Origin of the sequence: Alteribacter keqinensis, from assembly GCF_003710255.1 — a bacterium.
Classification (GTDB): domain Bacteria; phylum Bacillota; class Bacilli; order Bacillales; family Salisediminibacteriaceae; genus Alteribacter; species Alteribacter keqinensis.
Genome location: NZ_RHIB01000003.1, coordinates 204159 through 221013, shown reverse-complemented (window position 1 = coordinate 221013; position 16855 = coordinate 204159). Strand labels below are relative to the sequence as shown.

Sequence of the window (16855 nt, the reverse complement as noted above, 5' to 3'; positions counted from 1 at the left end):
AAACCGCCTCGGTTACTTGGAACACCACTGATGAAAACATGCATAAACAAAAGGTCAGACCGCCCAAAACTATGTTCAGGGGTCTGACCCTATTGGCTCTTTAATTTTTTACCGCACTTTTTGATGGCTGCACGAGCTAAAATCAAGGTTGGGTCAACTGGATTAATTCCAGTCAAATCCAGATGCGGATACATGAGGGGAATTTCGGTACACCCTCCTATAATCATGTCGATCATATGGTTTTCTTTATAATGCTCTATAAGGTCCTGGATAAGCTTATAGTCACTTGTGTCACACAGACCGCGCTTGATTCTCTCAATCGTATTATCCACCACCCTTTGCTCTCGTTGGTTTGGCGTCAGAATAACTGCACGCTTGTCTAATTCTTTTTTATAGAGCCCCGCTTTCACTGTCCCTTCTGTTGCTAATAACAACACCTTTGGAAGGGTTGTCCCTGCTGCATCCTTAATTTCTCTGGCTGTTTCTTTTATTATGTGAAGTACGGGTACATTCACCTGCTCAGTAATTTGGTCATACCAGTAATGAGCGGTGTTGCAGGGCATTACTACAAAGGAAGCTCCCACCAGTTCAAGCAGACGAATTCCTTCTATTATAAATGGAAGAGGAGACTCCCCTGCTCCTGAAATACCTTTTACTCTTGAGGGAATCTGTGGGTTGTTGTTTATAATCACATGGATATGGTCTTCTTCTTTGTCTACTGACGTATTCAAGACCATTTTATCAAAGAAATCAATTGTGGCGGCCGGTCCCATACCACCGAGAACGCCAAGCACAATTTTCACAGTCTATCACCTGGCCTTCCTGTTTGGAGATTCATCAAACCAGCCACTACCTTTCCTTAATCTATTCATAGATTAGTGTATTCTCCTACCCTTTCTTTGTTTGGACAGGTATCCTCACATCATGTTCTTTCCACGTAAAAAGGCCTGTCCCGGAAAGTTCGTAAACTTTCCGAAACAGGCCTCTTTTACAATTGTTTACTCTTCTGTATCCATCTCTCCCTCTTCTTCCCATTCGAGGTTGTATTCTTCAATGTAGTCATTAATCATGTCAGACAGGCTGTTTTCCTGACGCTGGGCTTCTGAGATGAGGCTCTGGAGTGTCAGCTCTTCTTCTGCCCCGAACGCACCTGATGCTTCGGCAGCAATTGCTTCGTAAAATCCTTCAAGGAAATCATCCACTGCTACCACATACTCATAAAACTGATCCTGCAGATCCTGAACAGGCTCGGAGTCATAGCTTCTTCCCTCAAAGGAATCACGGATCGCCCTTATTTCGTCCCTGGCAGCATCCATCATGCTTTCTCCTTCTTCTGTTTCCCCGTATTCCAAGCGGATCAGCCCTTCATCGAACCGGTTAAGCTGCTCGTCCACATCCTCCCAAGCCGGATGCATCTCTCCATTATAATAGTCTACAATCGCATCCTCTTCTCCACATGCAGCCAGAATAACGGTAAGCATAAAAACAACAGGTATGACTAACCACTGCCTCTTCATTCTCATTTTGTCCTCTCCTCGCAATCGTGTTTTCCCGGTTCTTTACCCGGAAATCACACAAATAATCCCTAATATTGTTTATTTTTAGCAAAAAACACAGTGCTTTTGATTCATCCTTAACCTTTCGTTCAATCACTGGTATGATAGGAAGGTCGATTTATTTGAACGAGGTGACCAGAGGAATGGCAAAAGTAAGACGAAACGATCCCTGCCCGTGCGGCAGCGGGAAAAAATACAAAAAATGCTGCATGAACAAACAAGAAGCTTTATCAACAGCAACGTTGCAGGATGAAAAAGATTATCAGCAGTTTTTACCTAAAGTAGTGGAATTTAGCACACCTTATGAAGAAGAATTGCAGGCAAGCATCTGGAAGGATGTCAATGAACTGTGGGTACTGAAAAAAGCCGACCAGCAGGCTTTTGTCCAGAGCATGTCTCTCTGGAGCCTGTTCAATGCAAAGGTCGTTGACGGCAAAACCATTGTGGAAATGTATATTGACAAACACGGTGCATCCTACTCGGAGTCCTTCCAGCAGTTTCTGACTCAGTGGAAACAGATTCGCCCGGCCGTTTACCGCGTGGAGCAGGTAGAAGGCAAACAGATGACGATTGTGGAATGGTTTGATAAAACGAGGATTCCTATGGAAATAACAGAAACGACGAAGCAGCTTTCCGAACAGGATCTGATTATCGGATACCTGTACCCTACTCTCTCTGGCTACGCTCTCGGAAGTGATATCATGATTATTCCTGAGGACTTTGTCGATACATTCGAGTACGAGTGGAAAAAGTTCCATACCTTCTTCAGTAAACCCGGGGAATCGGAGCGTGACCTTCTGACCCGTGAATACCCGTCTGCCCTTCAGATCCTCTCAGGAATCCTTACTGAACTGGCCATAGGGATCAAAGACGATATCCTTTCAGATAAAGCACAGGAGTGCTTTGACATTCTGATCGAGAATATCTCCCTCAATGAATTCCCTTACACAAAGATCATTCATGCGAGATTGTTGTGGACGGAATTTATCGAGAAGAAATCCCCACGTATTACAAAACCTGAAGTATTTGCAGCAGCACTTGAATACTGGATGTACCAGTTAAGTGCCCCTGAGAAAAAAGTGAGCCAGAAGAGCCTCGCAGAAAAATACGGTGTATCATCGTCTACAATTTCAAACAAGTTCAAGCAGTTTGATCTAGACGGCCTGGATACAAAATAACACCTGTAAGAAGCCTTTCAGTAAAAAAGGCTTCTTTTTTCGTATATGGATATGATAGGGTTTGCTTGCCCGAATCACGAAACAGCTAAATAAACGAAACCGGCCTACATATCTGCAGACCGGTTTTTCGTGGTGTTCGTATTTGGTTCGAGCCATTCTCCGTATTTTTTTAACCATCCCCGGTACAAATGAGGCCGGACTTCTTTAACCGCCCGGGGGAGACTTACCGATGAGAAACCGAGAAGCATGAGACAGCCTGATAACCGGAACATCCAGTCGCTTTCCGGTTTCCACACCATCAGGAGTGTACTGCAAAGAAGTGTGAGTGCCCCAACAAGCACAGCCTTCCAGGTAATCCGCCACCGTAATTTATGGTTATGTCCCCACATTTTTTAAATCCTCCTTCCACTTTCTTCTATTAAGTTGCGCTATTTCCGTTTTTTTATGAGTTTTCCAGATAAATTATTTGATTATTTAGAACAAAACGAAAATAATAGAAGTGAGGGGATTGAAAGCGGTTTCTTATTATCCACCCTTAAATCATATAAAAAGAGAGGGGAAGAAAAATGAGTGCAATTATTTTAGCTGTTGTCGGGATGGCCGTCTTTTTTCTCGGCTATAAGTATTATTCCAAGTTCGTAGCCGAGCGTATTTACCGGCTCGATCCTGATTATGTGACACCTGCCCACAAGTATAAGGATGGTGTCGACTTTGTACCAACGAATAAATGGGTATTGTGGGGACATCATTTTACGTCCGTTGCCGGAGCAGCTCCGATTGTAGGACCTGCTATCGCCATCTACTGGGGCTGGCTCCCTGCCTTTTTGTGGGTCGTATTAGGTACGGTGTTTGCTGCCGGGGTTCATGACTTTGGCGCACTTGTTCTGTCTGTCAGGAACAAAGGGCAGTCGGTCGGAACACTGGCCAACAAGATTATCGGCCAGCGGGCAAAAATTCTGTTCTTATTTATCATCTTAATTCTCGTATTAATGGTAAATGCCGTATTTGCATGGGTGATTTCAAACCTCTTCATCAATTTCCCATCAGCGGTATTATCGGTGTTCATTCAGATTCCACTGGCGATCTGGATTGGGTATCTCGTTTATAAACGAAGCGGTAACATGCTTTTCCCGTCGATTGCGGCCCTGGCTACCATGTACGTTACTGCCATTATCGCAGCCCGTGTGCCTGCCCTTCAAATTGATCTGCCCCGGTACTTTGGCGGTGCGGAAAATACGGTAGCATTCGGTCTCGACGGGGTTTCCATGTCATTCTTTGTATGGATTATCGTTCTTATGATCTATGTGTATATCGCGTCAACACTGCCGGTGTGGAAGCTTCTCCAGCCGCGGGATTATATTAACTCGCACCAGCTTATGGTCGGTCTCGGTATTCTTTACCTGGGTCTGTTATTCTCAAACCCGGAAGTTACGGCTCCAATGATGAATACAGAAGCAACCACGCCTTGGTTCCCGCTTCTCTTTATCACCATTGCCTGTGGGGCCATTTCCGGTTTCCACGGTCTCGTTGCATCAGGAACCTCCAGTAAGCAGCTCAATAAAGAAACCGATGCCCGATTCGTTGGTTATTTCGGGGCTGTAGGTGAAGGATTGCTTGCTCTGATTGCCATCATTGCCGTAGCCACATTCTTTGCCAACCCCGGTGCATTCACAGCTGCCTATGACAGCTTCGGCACAGCAGGAAACATCGGTTTAACCACGTTCATCCAGGGTGCCGGCCAGCTCGCCACCGGAATTTTCATTCCGGCAGACATTGCCGCAACCATCGTTGCCGTTATCGTCGTAAGTTTCGCCGCTACGACTCTGGATACATCGGTCCGTCTTATGCGCTACATTATCTCAGAGCTTGGCAGCGAGTATAAAATCAAGTCACTTACGAAAATGCACGTAGCTACAACCATCGCCGTTGTATCTTCTGCAGCTCTGGTACTCCTTCCAAGAGGACCACAGGGATTCGGTTCCGGCGGTTACTTACTTTGGCCGTTGTTCGGTACGTCAAACCAGCTCCTTGCAGGGATCACCCTGCTGCTGATTACACTTTGGTTAAAAAGACAGGGACGAAACTACCTGATTACATTAATCCCAATGGTCTTTCTCATGATCATGACCCTGTGGGCCATGGGACAGCAGGTATTCTTCCAGTGGTCGGGTCTTGGAGATGCGGAAATGAATCTGCTCCTCTTCATGCTCGGTGCTGTCATTTTCGTCTTCGCCATCTGGATTATGCTTGAAGCAGTCAGTGCCTTACGTAAAAACAACACGAATATACCAACCGATAAAGATCAGTCTATGTAAATCTCGTAGAAGAGGTTGGGACATAAAGAAAGTGTTTAGCTGAGAATCCCAATAATATGCTGACATAGCGGAGTATATTTCAGGATCGGTTTATTTGCACCGCACGTTATTCGTTCGGATTCCCGCAGGCTAAAACACTTGTGTCTCAGCCTCTTTCCATGCAGGTCACATCAGCAGGGAGGAATTCATAATGGATTTTAAAAAGATCCTTCAGCTTTACGATGAGATGCTCAAACAGGGCCACAGGACCGAAATTGCCAGAGAGCTCCGTGACGAGGACGACTTGTTTATGATTCTCTGTTACTCGGACATGCTGGGTATCCCAAACCCTGCTTTCTATTACACACTGGAACTTTATCCCCACATGCTCGAGCGGTTCCATGAGTGGCACTTGCGCATGGGGATGGACAAGTCCCCCATCAACGGCTTTCGCTGCTGTTAACATTTAAGAAGGAGTGATACATCATGACAGTCGAAAAAGCCATCCTGTTTGTTGGCGGAAAAGGCGGTGTCGGTAAGTCTACCACTTCCTCCGCTCTTGCCCTCGCCGCCAGTAAAGCCGGCAAGCGCACTCTCTTAATCTCAACAGATCCGGCTCATAACCTGAGCGACCTTTTTCACACGAAGCTCGGCAATAAGGCGAAGGAAGTCTCACCCTCTCTTTTCGTGATGGAGATTGACCCTGAAAAAGAGAGTGAACGCTATATTGAGCAGGTTAAAGCAAACATTTCAGGTCACGTTAAAGCAACCATGATTGAAGAGGTTCACCGGCAGATGGATATGGCCAAAACGAGTCCCGGAGCAGATGAGGCTGCTCTTTTTGACAGAATGACGTCCATCATTCTGGACGAGCGTCAAAAATATGACCGCATTATTTTTGACACGGCACCTACCGGACACACCCTCCGGCTGATGAACCTCCCGGAAATGATGGGGGTCTGGATGGACGGAATGCTGGAGCGGCGGCGCAAAACAAATGAGCACTACACACAGCTGTTAAACGACGGTGAACCTGTGGAGGATCCGATCTTTGATACACTCCAGGCCAGACGGGAGAAATTCGCCCAAGTAAGGGCGATTCTGCTGGACAAAAAACAGGCAGGCTTTCTGTTTGTCATGAACCCGGAGCGTCTTCCTATCGCCGAAGCTGTACGTGGTGTAAATACGTTAAAGCAGCACAACATTCCGGTTGAAGGGATTGTGATTAATAAAATCATTCCCGATGACGTGGACGGGCGCTTTTTTGAAAAGCGGAAAGCACAGCAAGGCAATTATCTGGATCAGATAAACAGCTGTTTTAAAGATATTGCTCAAATACGTATTCCATTATTGGAAGAAGACATCTCCACTGTGGATCATTTGGAAAAGGTAGCCTCTCTTATTTAAGATTTAGTAAAACGCTTCTATAAATTCCACTTAATAACCCCAGAGAGAATCTGTGAATGTAAAAAGGAAATCAATCTATATTTTTGTTCAAAACATAGTGGAATGTACATGCCCCTTCACTCTTTTTTACATATGATGTAGAAGTACAAAAGATTGGAGGGAAAACTATGGGATTAGCAGTATTTGCGGAAGTCACAGTCGACATTCTTGCTGTTGGAGGCGTACCTTTAGAAACCAGGGTACAACTCTATTCTGGTATCTACCCGGTATCCGGTGACAGCGTTACTTTTCAGTTGTTAGGATCAACAATCACAGGTGAAGTAGGCTCTGTATTCATTACAACAATTCCTCTTCTCGAAACAGAATTGACAGTAGAGGTAACAATTGATTTACTTTCAGGAACGTAACCATTTATCTTTCTTATCATTTTCCGGGTGGAGACCTTCCACCCTTTTCTTTTTTGGGATTGGTATTTACATAAATGCATAAGTGCACGGAGTATGCGTAAGTAACTGAGTTATAAAAGATGAATATAACTAGAAAACAAGTTTTGTTCCTCAAAAAAAAGCCCTGCTTATTATCAAGGCCGTTTTAACTATTTAATTCATGAGCGTGATCCACTGTTTTATTTTTGCAGTGATCAGTTCAGCCGGAGAATCAACTATATCGTAAGGGTTTACAGTAAATTCTCTCTTACTGTCTTTTATAGTTCTTATGGTACTTTCAATTCGTTTTATATTGTAATCCAGATGAATCACATTATCTCCGGACTCTCTGTTCCTTTGACGATCTCCTATATTTATAAACGGAAGCTTTAAGAAGGGAGCTTCTATAATACCGCTACTTGTATTGCCAAGTAATACTCTTGCTTGTGACAATAAATATAAGTATTCATCAGAAGTCATACTTTCAATATAACGTGCATTCGGGTTTGTGGTTAAATATGTCCTTACCTGTTCCCTAAAGACATTCCCTCCCGCATCACTGTTCGTTCCGATAACAACAACTTTTATGCTGCCCAATGACAGTAATGCCGCTAAAACTGCATTCACCTGGTCTTTATAATTGACCGACACCTCTTTTGTATCAGGATGCATGGCTAGGATAATAAGATCGTTTAGTTGGTCATAATTCAATTTATCCTTTAATTGGGCCTTCAGCATTGGCTCCTTACCTGCCAATGATTGAATATCATGCTTTCGTAATGATCCGCTTACGATTATGTTTTCTGCATCCTCTCCCATGGCGATCAACCTTTTCTTCGAATCATGTGTGGAAACAAAATGGTACATTGAAAGCTTTGAAATCGCGTGACGGACCCTGTCATCAGCAGAACCGGAGACTTCACCGCCATGAAGATGGAACGTCGGGATGTTTTGATAATGACAAGCAACGGCAGCAGCAAGCATCTCTCCTCTGTCTCCAAGTAACAGCACACCATCCGGTTTTTCTCTGTCAAAAACATCCGCGAAATAAAGAATTCCCATCCCTGCAGCCTGACTCATTGAAAGTGTGGAATCGCCCTTAAATAAAATTGAAGGTGTTGCAGCCACTTGAAAGTTGTCACGATAAATGGCTTCAATTGTGTATCCGTATTCTTCCAGAAGATGCATTCCAGTCACCACTAACTGAAGGTTGATTGCCTTTTCTTGCTTCAGGGAAAATAACAATGACCTTAATATCCCATAATCGGCTCTGGTACCGGTAACACACAGAATTTTTTTACTTGTCATAGGATACCATCTCTAAATCTGTCCACCTGAGGGCATCTCCACTGCTTTTTGCTACTTGTAATTTCTTACCAATAACATCAAGGTAACTAGAAGCGCTTATGTTCCCTTCAGGCCGAAGGAATAAAAGGTCCTCTTCATGAATAACGTGTCCCGGCGGATAATCTCCGTTCAGATAAATACCGCGCCTGACCAGTATCCTGGTCTCCAGTTCTGAAGGTCTCGTTACTTTTTCTTCTGAACCTAAAGCGCTCTCGATGGCTCTAATACCTGCAACCATTCTGGCAAACTCATCCGGCATCAACGAAGCTTGATGGTCTGGTCCTTCCAGGTCCCGCCCAAGGGTAAAATGTTTTTCAATGATGTTATACCCCATCGCTGCAACAGCAAATGGAACTTCAAGACCAAGGGAATGATCTGAGTAGCCAATAGGACAGTTGAATACCCGTTTAAGCGTTTGGATGACATTAAGATGAAGGTCTTTAAATGGTGCCGGATAGGCAGAAGTACAATGGAGTATAGCGACTTCTGCTGAGTTTCCAAGAAAAGATACAGCCTTTCTGATTTCTTCTAAGCTTGCCATTCCACTTGAGAGGATTAACGGTATTTTGTAACCGGCCAATTCTTTTAAAAGATGATAATAGGTAAGATCACCGCTTCCAACCTTTATGGCATCCACATTCATTTCTTTTAGCAATCTGGCACTTGTTACATCAAAAGGCGTAGATAAAAACACAATTCCCTTTTTATCGCAAAATACTTTTAACCTTTTAAACTCTTTTTTGGAGAGTTGATACGATTTAAGCATTTCTCTTTGAGAGGAATACATCCCTTTTTTCTGATAATTTACAAGCGCTGCTTCTTCGGAAACCAATGCGTCTGTTTCATAGGTTTGGAATTTAACAGCATCCGCTCCTGCTTCACAAGCCTTTATAACAAGTTTTTTTGCCATCTCATAGGATCCGTTGTGATTGACTCCTATTTCCGCAATAATAAACATCGGGCTTTCTTTGCCTACCATTTTCCCTCCAATTTGAAGTGGCATGGTTAACGCTCCCCTTCTGTATCAAGCGCTGTTTTTAAGTGTCTTATCACATATTCCTGCTCATGGAACTGCATATTGGAAAAGAAGGGAATGGCAAGTGTCCGCTCTGACATTTCTTCACTTACCGGGAATTTACCCGACTGAGAACCAAATTGATTGACGTAACTGGTTTGTTTATGAATGGATGGAAAATAGGGTTTCGCTTGTATTCCTTTTTCCAGCAGGTGACTGATGATCTTGTTTCTGTCTGTGGTTTTAGGCAGTATCACAATGTATACGAACCAGCTCATTGAACATGCGGGTAAAACTTTCGGAGTTGTAACTTCCACCTGATATCGTTGCAACAACTCAGAGTAACGTTCAGCGACATTTTCTCTCTTTTGAAGAATGTGCTCAAGACGTTCCATCTGACCAACACCCAGTGCTGCCTGCAGCTCAGAAATTCTGTAATTGTAACCGACATATTCATGGTCAAGCCACCCGCTTGACGCACTTCTTCCCTGGTTGCGAAGAGCCCTTGCAGTTAGCGCCGCGTCTTCACTTTCTGTGACCAGCATTCCCCCTTCTCCTGTTGTAATTTGCTTATTAGGATAAAAAGCAAATACTCCTGCATCACCGATTGTTCCGACAGGCTTACCGTTCCATTTTGCACCAATTGCTTCACAAGCGTCTTCAATGACTTTCAGCCCGTAATTAGAGGCGACTTCCATAATCGTTGTCATATCACAGGGCTGGCCGAATATATGCACTACTAAAATTGCTTTTGTCCTGGACGTAACAGCACTTTCTATCCTTTTAGGATCAATATTGAGCGTTTGTGGGTCTATATCAACAAACACCGGTGTAATTCTTTCATATAAAAGGCAGTTTCCGGAAGCAATGAAACTGTATGGCGTCGTAATAACCTCGTCGCCTTCTTTTAAACCAAGTGCTTTAACAGCCACATGCAAAGCACTCGTTCCACTGTTCATAGCTATTGCAAATCCCGCCTTAAGTTTCTCCTTAAATAAAGATTCAAACTTAATCGTTTTCTCTCCGATACTAAGTTGACCGGAGTTTAAAACTTCACTTACATATCTTCTTTCCAAATCGGATATGTCAGGTTTGGATAAAGGGATAAACATCATTCATCAGGTCCTTCCTGTTTCCACATTTTATTCCATTACACTTATGTTATTAAATGTAGATTTCTATTAATTGCCCCGGACAAGTGACTCTATTATCCACTTTTTGTATTCTATACAATTAAATTAGATAACTAACCAGGACAACATCATCCCTGCTCGCATACTTTATAAATGTGTATCCCATAGACCAGAGGTGAAAGCCAGGTGGAAAATCTACCTGAATTAAAACAATTCTTTAAAGATAAAACAATACTGGTTACAGGTGGTACTGGCTCAATAGGAGAACAAATCGTATCTTCCTTACTTAGTTACCAGCCAAAAAAAATAGTCATCTTTAGTAAAGATGACAGTAAGCAGTATTTAATGAAACAAAAGTATTTAACTTATAAAAATCTATTCTTTCTTTTAGGAGATATTCGTGATTATGACTCAATCGAATACGCAACCAGAGGAACCGACTTCGTCTTCCATGTCGCAGCATTAAAACAAGTACCCATCTGTGAAGAAAACCCGTTTGAAGCAGTCAAAACGAATATAATCGGAAGTGAAAATGTTATACGGGCATGTATTTTCAATAATGTAAAAAAAGTAGTAAATGTCAGTACAGATAAAGCCGTTAACCCCACAAACACGATGGGAGCAACCAAGTTTATTTCAGAAAAGATGTTTACTAACGCAAACACCAAGCTGAACAATAAAGAAACTGTTTTCTGCTCCGTGCGATTTGGTAATGTTATTAACTCGCGAGGTTCTGTTATTCCTTTATTTATGAAACAGGCTAAAGATGGGAAACCCCTGACTGTCACTGACCCGGGCATGACTCGATTCATTATGAGTATTTCAAATGCAGCGAATCTGACGCTAAAATCTATTTACTTTTCCCGGGGCGGTGAAACGTTTATTTTTAAAATGAAAGCCATCAGGATTCTGACATTGGCAGAAGTTATTCAAAGCCATTATGCAAATAAAGGAGTAACCAACTTAACTGTACAGGTTGTTGGCAGCCGTCCCGGCGAGAAACTATTCGAAGAATTAATCTATGACCACGAAGTGAACCATGTAGTTGAAAACGATGAATTATATGTCATTCTTCCACAGAAAGGCAAAGACATCCTCCCATTTCGATCATGTCCTTCCCCCATGATTCGTTCTGATAAGCTGGAATTTTTGAGTAAGGATGATATTCTTAAGATGATTGAGACCCTGGAGGATACCTGGTAATGGCTGATAAATCCAAAATACTTTGGAGCCAATCAATCGACTTCCTGAGGGCGTTTTCAACAGTAACTTATGCTGGTGTTCCTGTTTCGCTTCCATTATTCAGGGATTTTCAATTATTTGTTTCCGCTCATAAAAAGACAGCGGCCACCGGCAGGGAAAAGTTTACTCATCAGATTCACAAAGCATGTTCACCTTACCTGATAAACGGCCGTTCCCGTTCCAACTTTAACCTGTCAGGCTCCATCTTGGTACGTGCTGAGCTGGCACCACTAATCCCGAAGAACAATAATATAAGCGTTGTCTATTTAGCTCATACTAAAAGTGAATATAACAAAGCAATGAAGAACCCTTCCTGCCGCCCTCTTTACTATCTTCCTAAACTGCCACAAACAAAGCTGCCTCTTGAAGAAGAACAAAAAGCTATGAATGAGATTGCGATCATTACAAATGCAGAAAATACACCGCCATTTTTAAGGAGTCCTTTATTTGTTACATGGATGAAGAAAAAGGCAGCTAAATTTATGAGTAATATTAAAAGACTTCACAGCTTGTTTGAGTATCATCCTATTAAAAAGACGTTGTACGGTTCAACGATCAATTGTCACGGTGCCCTGGTAACGACATTTGCCCAGAGCAGAATGATACCGACCATCAATTACCAGCACGGTCTCCTGGGAGAGGAAGGTCATCTTCCTGTAAACGCAGATGTACACCTTGTCTGGGGAAATTCGCATAAACAATATCTCCAGTCCCACGGTGCCCCCTCACACTTGATACACGTAGTTCAGCCCTCATTTCAGGATAATGTAAGGTCTAAAAAGACCAACATTAAGAAATCATCAAAAAAACAGGTGCTTATCGCTTTGCAGCCTCTTAGTCACAGGTTCAATAAGAGAATGATAAAAACAATTGAAGCAGCAGCTGAGAAGTTCAGTAAACACCTGCACCTGACTGTGAAGCTGCACCCGGCTCAATCCGGCCACCGTCTGAGGAAAATCATCACTCCCAAGATGACAACCCTACTCCCCCATGGAAGTGTACCTTTATACGACCTGATTGAGCAGGCGGACTTGGTTGTTACATCCTTTTCCACAGTAGGATACGAGGCACTCCTGCTTGGGAAACCGGTTATTTATTATTCGAATAATCCCTCCTTTTTTTATTTTTTAAAGAATAACCCGGTATGCGGGACGAAACAGGTTCAGTACGAAAGATTGTTTAAAAGCCTGATCCTCACAAATGATAGCCTGGTAAAAACAAATGTCCGAGACGATTTAAAAGATTACGGACAAAAGGCGCCCGGGCTTGAATACTATTTAAGATGAACTAATTTTTCCGTCAACTGTCATGAGTGATTTTCTCACATTCTTCCTTTCTGTATAACTGCATTTTATGCAGCTATATACGAGGATATTTAAGCATAGAAATCGATTGGCTTTTGCAGTGATGAGGGTTATTTCTGTTACCGGCGGACCTGAAAAGCTCCCCGGTAAAATAGTAAAGACCTTAAAACTGATGAGCTGTGGATGTAGTGTAGAAAAACATACTTATGGTCATCAGTAAAACTACCATTTTAGGAGATAATAAAAATGATTGGTGTTATAGGTGCAGGCGGGCATGCAAAAACCGCAGTTGCTATCATTCAGCGTTGTTGTTCCAATGAGAAAATCGTTTTCTTCTCTGATTCATCCAATTCCTTTTTCAAGGACTATCAACTATTCCCCGCAGACCTTCATTCCTTATTATCAATGCAGGAAAAAATTCACCATTGGCATATTGCCCTTGGTGACATTCAAAAGAGAAAGAGGTTTGAAAAAGAACTGACAGAGCATAATCTGCCATTGAAAACATTAGTTCATCCTGGAAGTATCATAGAAAAATCTGTTGACATCGGTCATGGGTCCATAGTGGTTGGAGGGGCAATAATAAACTCATGCAGCACGATAGGCAAATGTTGCATCATTAACACAGCCGCCACTATTGATCATGATTGTTCTATTTCCGACTTTGTTAATATTGGGCCGGGGTGTCATTTGGCCGGTAACGTAGAAGTCGGTAAAGAGACCGACATCGGGACAGGAGCGATCATCATTCCGGGGATAAAGGTCGGAAGAAATTGCAAAATTGGTGCAGGGGCTGTCATTATTTCAGATATACCGGAAGATAGTATGGCTGTCGGGGTTCCCGCCAGGATCATCCGGCGCATTTGAATCCTCCCATACAGAAAAGTTCAATTTATAACTGAATCGTAAAAAGCCCGCCCTTTGGCAGGCTTTTTTAAATTGCAGCTCAAAAGGAATTAATTCAGAATATACGCTATGATATTGCTTATGTTGATTTTTTCTCATTGAGTTCCCGCAGAATGCGGCTTATTACCATAGAGGGTGATTTCTCCGGTGAAATCATTGATTTAAGAAAGCTTTGACCTTGATTGTATGTTTTTGTATAGTAGGCTTTGTCCTGTATTAACCTCTCTATCTCTCTTTTCAATTCCGCGCTTTCTTTAACGACAATTCCAGCAGAGGCATTCTCCAAAAAATAGTTAAAGGAGTTATTATTTAATTCGTAATGGTAAGGGATACGGGGTTTTAATACAATGAGCGGTTTCTTCATGATTGCTGCTTCAATAGCGGTATTTGATGATATCGTTAACAGAAAATCAGTAACATATAAATTGTCATATAGCTCCATGTCTTCCCTGGAGAGTATTAGGAAATTTCCTTTTTTCCCCGCTAATTGTTTATAGTCTGAATTGTCGGAGGGGTGGGGGCGAATAATAAACGTTAAAGGAAGCATCTCTGTCTTTTTCAGCCAGTCCAGCACTTGTTCATTTACCGCTTTTTCAAAAGGCTGGGTAGTCCATGTGGCAATGTAATGATTTTGCGGTATATTGTGTTTTCTCTTAAACTCGCCAACGTCTATAGAAGTATTCAGCTTCTGTCTGGCATACTCAAAGTTCATATTTCCCACAATTTCTATTTTAGAAGTATGGATTCCACGTTTGATTAACCACGCTTTATACATCTTTCCCCAAACCAGATATTTTGCAGCCCGGCTGGGAATAATGGAACGGTCCGTCATTAGCACCTGAGGTACACTAACGTAGGGAATATCATATTTTAATCCAATAAGAGAAGTAATACAACCCGGAACAGTAATATCCACATGATCAATAATCACTCCGACCTTCTCTTTCAGGATAAGGCTTTCGTATACATGAACCATTTTTGCCATCCTGAAGATATACCCTCTCAACCAGGTAAAAAAAGAGGGGTCTTTAAATAGGAAGTGGCTTTCAGATAACAGACTCTCCTTTTTATTGATAAACTGGCTTAACTGTTTTCTTTTGGCGGCAGGTAAATGGACTGAGGGAAGATGGTCACCTAATTGAAACGTAGAGAAATTACCGGGCAGTTTTTTTCCTTTGACTGCCTCTGTATCAGCTGCACTTGTTAGTGTAAACACAACTTTATCAGTTGAAAAATGATCCAGCGCCAGTTGAACAAAACGTCCGGGCATTAGATAGGTTTTGTAATGGTTCGCATTATAAAGTTTTTTTCTTACAGGTTTATTTTGAGAAAGGGCCTGTTGTGCGTCCCTTACAGACTGCATAGGATGTTTCAATTTTAAAAAGGTTAGGAATGGTTCATTGCTTATGTTTTCATCAACAAATTCTTTTATCCTCAAATGAAAATGCCTTACAAGACATGTAGGAAGTTCAATTCCACTGTAGTTAAGTCCATTGAATTCATCAAAAAATTCTTTTGTAAGGGCATAGCGTAAAAAGTAATGATTATTCAACTTCTCTTCTCCAAACAATGTTCTTCCCCCCGGCTGTTTATTTGATTTATAATAAATGACCGAATAACTCTGGAAGGCCTTACGTTTAAATTAATCGTTTCCCCGACAAACTTCTTCGCTTTCTCTAAAAGGTCTCTTTCAAAAACAGGATTATGGAGGATATCCTCAACCACATTTAACAGCGATTCACCGGATTGAATCACACTTCCTGCGTTCCCCTTCACTAAGAATGAATTAAAATCGTTATTGTGATGCTCATAGTGATAATCCATGTCGGGCTGCAGTACAATAATTCCATTATTCATAAGTGCCCCTTCAATCGCTGTGTTTGAAGAAACCGTCATTACAAAATGACTGTGATGGAGTAAATCATAAAGTCCGAGCCTGGGATTCGAAATACTCACATTCCCGCTGCCGCTGAAAAATTCACTGTAGTCAACATGATCGTACGGATGTGGCCGTATCAGAAAGTGAGCAGGTAGGTTTTCTTTTTCGACCCTCTTTATCCAATTGATGATATGAAGATTTGTTTGATCTGTAAAAGGCTGTGAAGTAAATACAAATATCTTATGATCCGGGGACACCGGGCAAATGTCAGCAAATTGGTGAGCGGTCATGAATGAACGGGAATGATATTTATTATCAAAGTTCAAGTTTCCTGTTTCTAATACAGAAGAAGCCGGGACTCCCCTTTTTACCAGCCACTGCTTATAGTTCCTTCCCCAGGCAAAATGGTGTGAGGCCCTTGTTGGAATCAAAGAACGATCCGAAATGAGTACCTGGGGCATGTTAACAAACGGAAGGTTGTATTTTTTAGCCAGGATACCCAGTGTGGTCCACGGGTTGATTATTTCTACCGGACAAATAAAAAGCTTTATCATCTTCTTTCTTACCAACCTGTCTAAACTTGTAATGATACGAACCGCGACAGGAATTTGTTTATTCAGCCAGTATTTAAATGTTTCTCTTTTAAACAAGGTGTTAATTTCTTTTTTAGGATGGATCCTTGAAGCTTTTCTTCTAATAACGTTTACCGTTTTCCTGGGGAGCCTCACAGACGTAATACCTTTTCTATAGCTGTATATCTGAAAGTTGCGGGGTAACGCAAGGCTGTTTAACATCTTTTCCTCTTCTTCATTAATTGCCATCAGGATAATGCTTTCTTTTTTTAAGTTTTCTAACGCAAACGATACAAGAGAGGCGGGTATAACGACAGTTTTTCGATTAGGGAAAAGAGACAGGTCTTTATAGACTTTTGGAGATCTGGTCAGGGCATGTTGAACATGTTTCATATCTGTCATGCTGTGTTTTACGATATTGTTCTTTTTTTGGTAGTTTCTATCTACGTAAACCTTAATATACTGGTGAAATACTCTGATTAATGTAGTCGGAATTTCAACCCCTTTATAAGTAAGGTCAGAGTAGCCTTCAAAGAAGCTTCGAGTCAAACCGTATTTCAGAGATGAATAATCATTTAGCCTGCTGTCACCATACAT

General features: G+C 42.0%; 16 protein-coding genes. 8 read left to right on the top strand and 8 right to left on the bottom strand.

What is annotated here, in order from left to right; translation table 11 throughout:
- Nucleotides 1-89: 89 nt before the first annotated feature.
- Complete coding sequence (gene cuyB, locus EBO34_RS16315) at nt 90-803, bottom strand: cysteate racemase (protein WP_122900555.1); 714 nt, start codon at nt 801-803, stop codon at nt 90-92.
- Between the two features lie 195 nt (nt 804-998).
- A complete protein-coding gene (locus tag EBO34_RS16310) occupies nt 999-1523 on the bottom strand; it encodes a hypothetical protein (protein ID WP_122900552.1) in 525 nt (174 codons plus the stop codon).
- A 176-nt stretch (nt 1524-1699) separates the two neighbouring features.
- Between EBO34_RS16310 and EBO34_RS16305 the strand changes: the two genes are divergently transcribed.
- Nucleotides 1700-2734, top strand: coding sequence for an SEC-C metal-binding domain-containing protein (locus EBO34_RS16305; protein ID WP_183163917.1), 1035 nt, complete (start codon nt 1700-1702; stop codon nt 2732-2734).
- Between the two features lie 104 nt (nt 2735-2838).
- Here EBO34_RS16305 and EBO34_RS16300 read toward each other — a convergent pair whose 3' ends face one another.
- Complete coding sequence (locus EBO34_RS16300; RefSeq protein WP_122900548.1) at nt 2839-3123, bottom strand: hypothetical protein; 285 nt, start codon at nt 3121-3123, stop codon at nt 2839-2841.
- A gap of 177 nt (nt 3124-3300) precedes the next feature.
- On the opposite strand from EBO34_RS16300, the gene EBO34_RS16295 reads away from it, so the two are divergent.
- From EBO34_RS16295 to EBO34_RS16280, 4 genes are all read left to right on the top strand, one after another.
- Nucleotides 3301-5049 carry a carbon starvation CstA family protein gene (locus EBO34_RS16295; protein ID WP_122900546.1) on the top strand — a complete coding sequence of 583 codons (1749 nt, stop codon included), beginning with the start codon at nt 3301-3303 and terminating at the stop codon, nt 5047-5049.
- Nucleotides 5050-5239: 190 nt separating this feature from the next.
- The gene (locus EBO34_RS16290; protein WP_122900544.1) at nt 5240-5491 is read left to right on the top strand and encodes a cory-CC-star protein; all 252 of its coding nucleotides are present in this window, start codon (nt 5240-5242) and stop codon (nt 5489-5491) included.
- Nucleotides 5492-5514: 23 nt separating this feature from the next.
- On the top strand, nt 5515-6435 hold the full coding sequence (locus EBO34_RS16285) for an ArsA family ATPase (protein WP_122900542.1): 921 nt from the start codon (nt 5515-5517) through the stop codon (nt 6433-6435).
- A 167-nt stretch (nt 6436-6602) separates the two neighbouring features.
- On the top strand, nt 6603-6842 hold the full coding sequence (locus EBO34_RS16280; protein ID WP_122900540.1) for a hypothetical protein: 240 nt from the start codon (nt 6603-6605) through the stop codon (nt 6840-6842).
- 192 nt (nt 6843-7034) lie between these two features.
- Here EBO34_RS16280 and neuC read toward each other — a convergent pair whose 3' ends face one another.
- The 3 genes from neuC to EBO34_RS16265 are packed head-to-tail and all read right to left on the bottom strand — an operon-like array spanning nt 7035 to nt 10337.
- Complete coding sequence (neuC, locus tag EBO34_RS16275; RefSeq protein WP_122900538.1) at nt 7035-8168, bottom strand: UDP-N-acetylglucosamine 2-epimerase; 1134 nt, start codon at nt 8166-8168, stop codon at nt 7035-7037.
- A complete protein-coding gene (locus tag EBO34_RS16270) occupies nt 8158-9210 on the bottom strand; it encodes an N-acetylneuraminate synthase family protein (RefSeq protein WP_122900536.1) in 1053 nt (350 codons plus the stop codon). The genes neuC and EBO34_RS16270 overlap by 11 nt, the downstream gene beginning before the upstream one ends.
- Before the next feature lie 2 nt (nt 9211-9212).
- Nucleotides 9213-10337 (bottom strand): DegT/DnrJ/EryC1/StrS family aminotransferase, encoded by a 1125-nt coding sequence (locus EBO34_RS16265; protein WP_249414133.1) that lies wholly within the window; start codon nt 10335-10337, stop codon nt 9213-9215.
- 204 nt (nt 10338-10541) lie between these two features.
- Here EBO34_RS16265 and EBO34_RS16260 point away from each other — a divergent pair, with 204 nt between their 5' ends.
- From EBO34_RS16260 to EBO34_RS16250, 3 genes are all read left to right on the top strand, one after another.
- Nucleotides 10542-11558 carry a polysaccharide biosynthesis protein gene (locus tag EBO34_RS16260; protein ID WP_122900534.1) on the top strand — a complete coding sequence of 339 codons (1017 nt, stop codon included), beginning with the start codon at nt 10542-10544 and terminating at the stop codon, nt 11556-11558.
- Nucleotides 11558-12883 (top strand): capsular polysaccharide export protein, LipB/KpsS family, encoded by a 1326-nt coding sequence (locus EBO34_RS16255; protein ID WP_122900531.1) that lies wholly within the window; start codon nt 11558-11560, stop codon nt 12881-12883. Before EBO34_RS16260 ends, EBO34_RS16255 begins: the two co-directional genes overlap by 1 nt.
- A 264-nt stretch (nt 12884-13147) precedes the next feature.
- Nucleotides 13148-13768 carry an acetyltransferase gene (locus tag EBO34_RS16250; protein ID WP_122900529.1) on the top strand — a complete coding sequence of 207 codons (621 nt, stop codon included), beginning with the start codon at nt 13148-13150 and terminating at the stop codon, nt 13766-13768.
- A gap of 118 nt (nt 13769-13886) precedes the next feature.
- Here EBO34_RS16250 and EBO34_RS16245 read toward each other — a convergent pair whose 3' ends face one another.
- Complete coding sequence (locus EBO34_RS16245) at nt 13887-15377, bottom strand: CDP-glycerol glycerophosphotransferase family protein (RefSeq protein ID WP_122900527.1); 1491 nt, start codon at nt 15375-15377, stop codon at nt 13887-13889.
- On the bottom strand, nt 15356-16855 hold the full coding sequence (locus tag EBO34_RS16240) for a UDP-N-acetylglucosamine 2-epimerase (protein ID WP_183163916.1): 1500 nt from the start codon (nt 16853-16855) through the stop codon (nt 15356-15358). The genes EBO34_RS16245 and EBO34_RS16240 overlap by 22 nt, the downstream gene beginning before the upstream one ends.

Excerpts from the sequence above, each read along its gene's own strand:
- EBO34_RS16310 (WP_122900552.1), bottom strand. The coding sequence starts at position 1,523 with ATGAGAATGAAGAGGCAGTGGTTAGTCATACCTGTTGTTTTTATGCTT.
- EBO34_RS16305 (WP_183163917.1), top strand. The coding sequence starts at position 1,700 with ATGGCAAAAGTAAGACGAAACGATCCCTGCCCGTGCGGCAGCGGGAAA.
- EBO34_RS16300 (WP_122900548.1), bottom strand. The coding sequence starts at position 3,123 with ATGTGGGGACATAACCATAAATTACGGTGGCGGATTACCTGGAAGGCT.
- EBO34_RS16295 (WP_122900546.1), top strand. The coding sequence starts at position 3,301 with ATGAGTGCAATTATTTTAGCTGTTGTCGGGATGGCCGTCTTTTTTCTC.
- EBO34_RS16290 (WP_122900544.1), top strand. The coding sequence starts at position 5,240 with ATGGATTTTAAAAAGATCCTTCAGCTTTACGATGAGATGCTCAAACAG.
- EBO34_RS16285 (WP_122900542.1), top strand. The coding sequence starts at position 5,515 with ATGACAGTCGAAAAAGCCATCCTGTTTGTTGGCGGAAAAGGCGGTGTC.
- EBO34_RS16280 (WP_122900540.1), top strand. The coding sequence starts at position 6,603 with ATGGGATTAGCAGTATTTGCGGAAGTCACAGTCGACATTCTTGCTGTT.
- neuC (WP_122900538.1), bottom strand. The coding sequence starts at position 8,168 with ATGACAAGTAAAAAAATTCTGTGTGTTACCGGTACCAGAGCCGATTAT.
- EBO34_RS16270 (WP_122900536.1), bottom strand. The coding sequence starts at position 9,210 with ATGCCACTTCAAATTGGAGGGAAAATGGTAGGCAAAGAAAGCCCGATG.
- EBO34_RS16265 (WP_249414133.1), bottom strand. The coding sequence starts at position 10,337 with ATGATGTTTATCCCTTTATCCAAACCTGACATATCCGATTTGGAAAGA.
- EBO34_RS16255 (WP_122900531.1), top strand. The coding sequence starts at position 11,558 with ATGGCTGATAAATCCAAAATACTTTGGAGCCAATCAATCGACTTCCTG.
- EBO34_RS16250 (WP_122900529.1), top strand. The coding sequence starts at position 13,148 with ATGATTGGTGTTATAGGTGCAGGCGGGCATGCAAAAACCGCAGTTGCT.
- EBO34_RS16240 (WP_183163916.1), bottom strand. The coding sequence starts at position 16,855 with ATGTATGGTGACAGCAGGCTAAATGATTATTCATCTCTGAAATACGGT.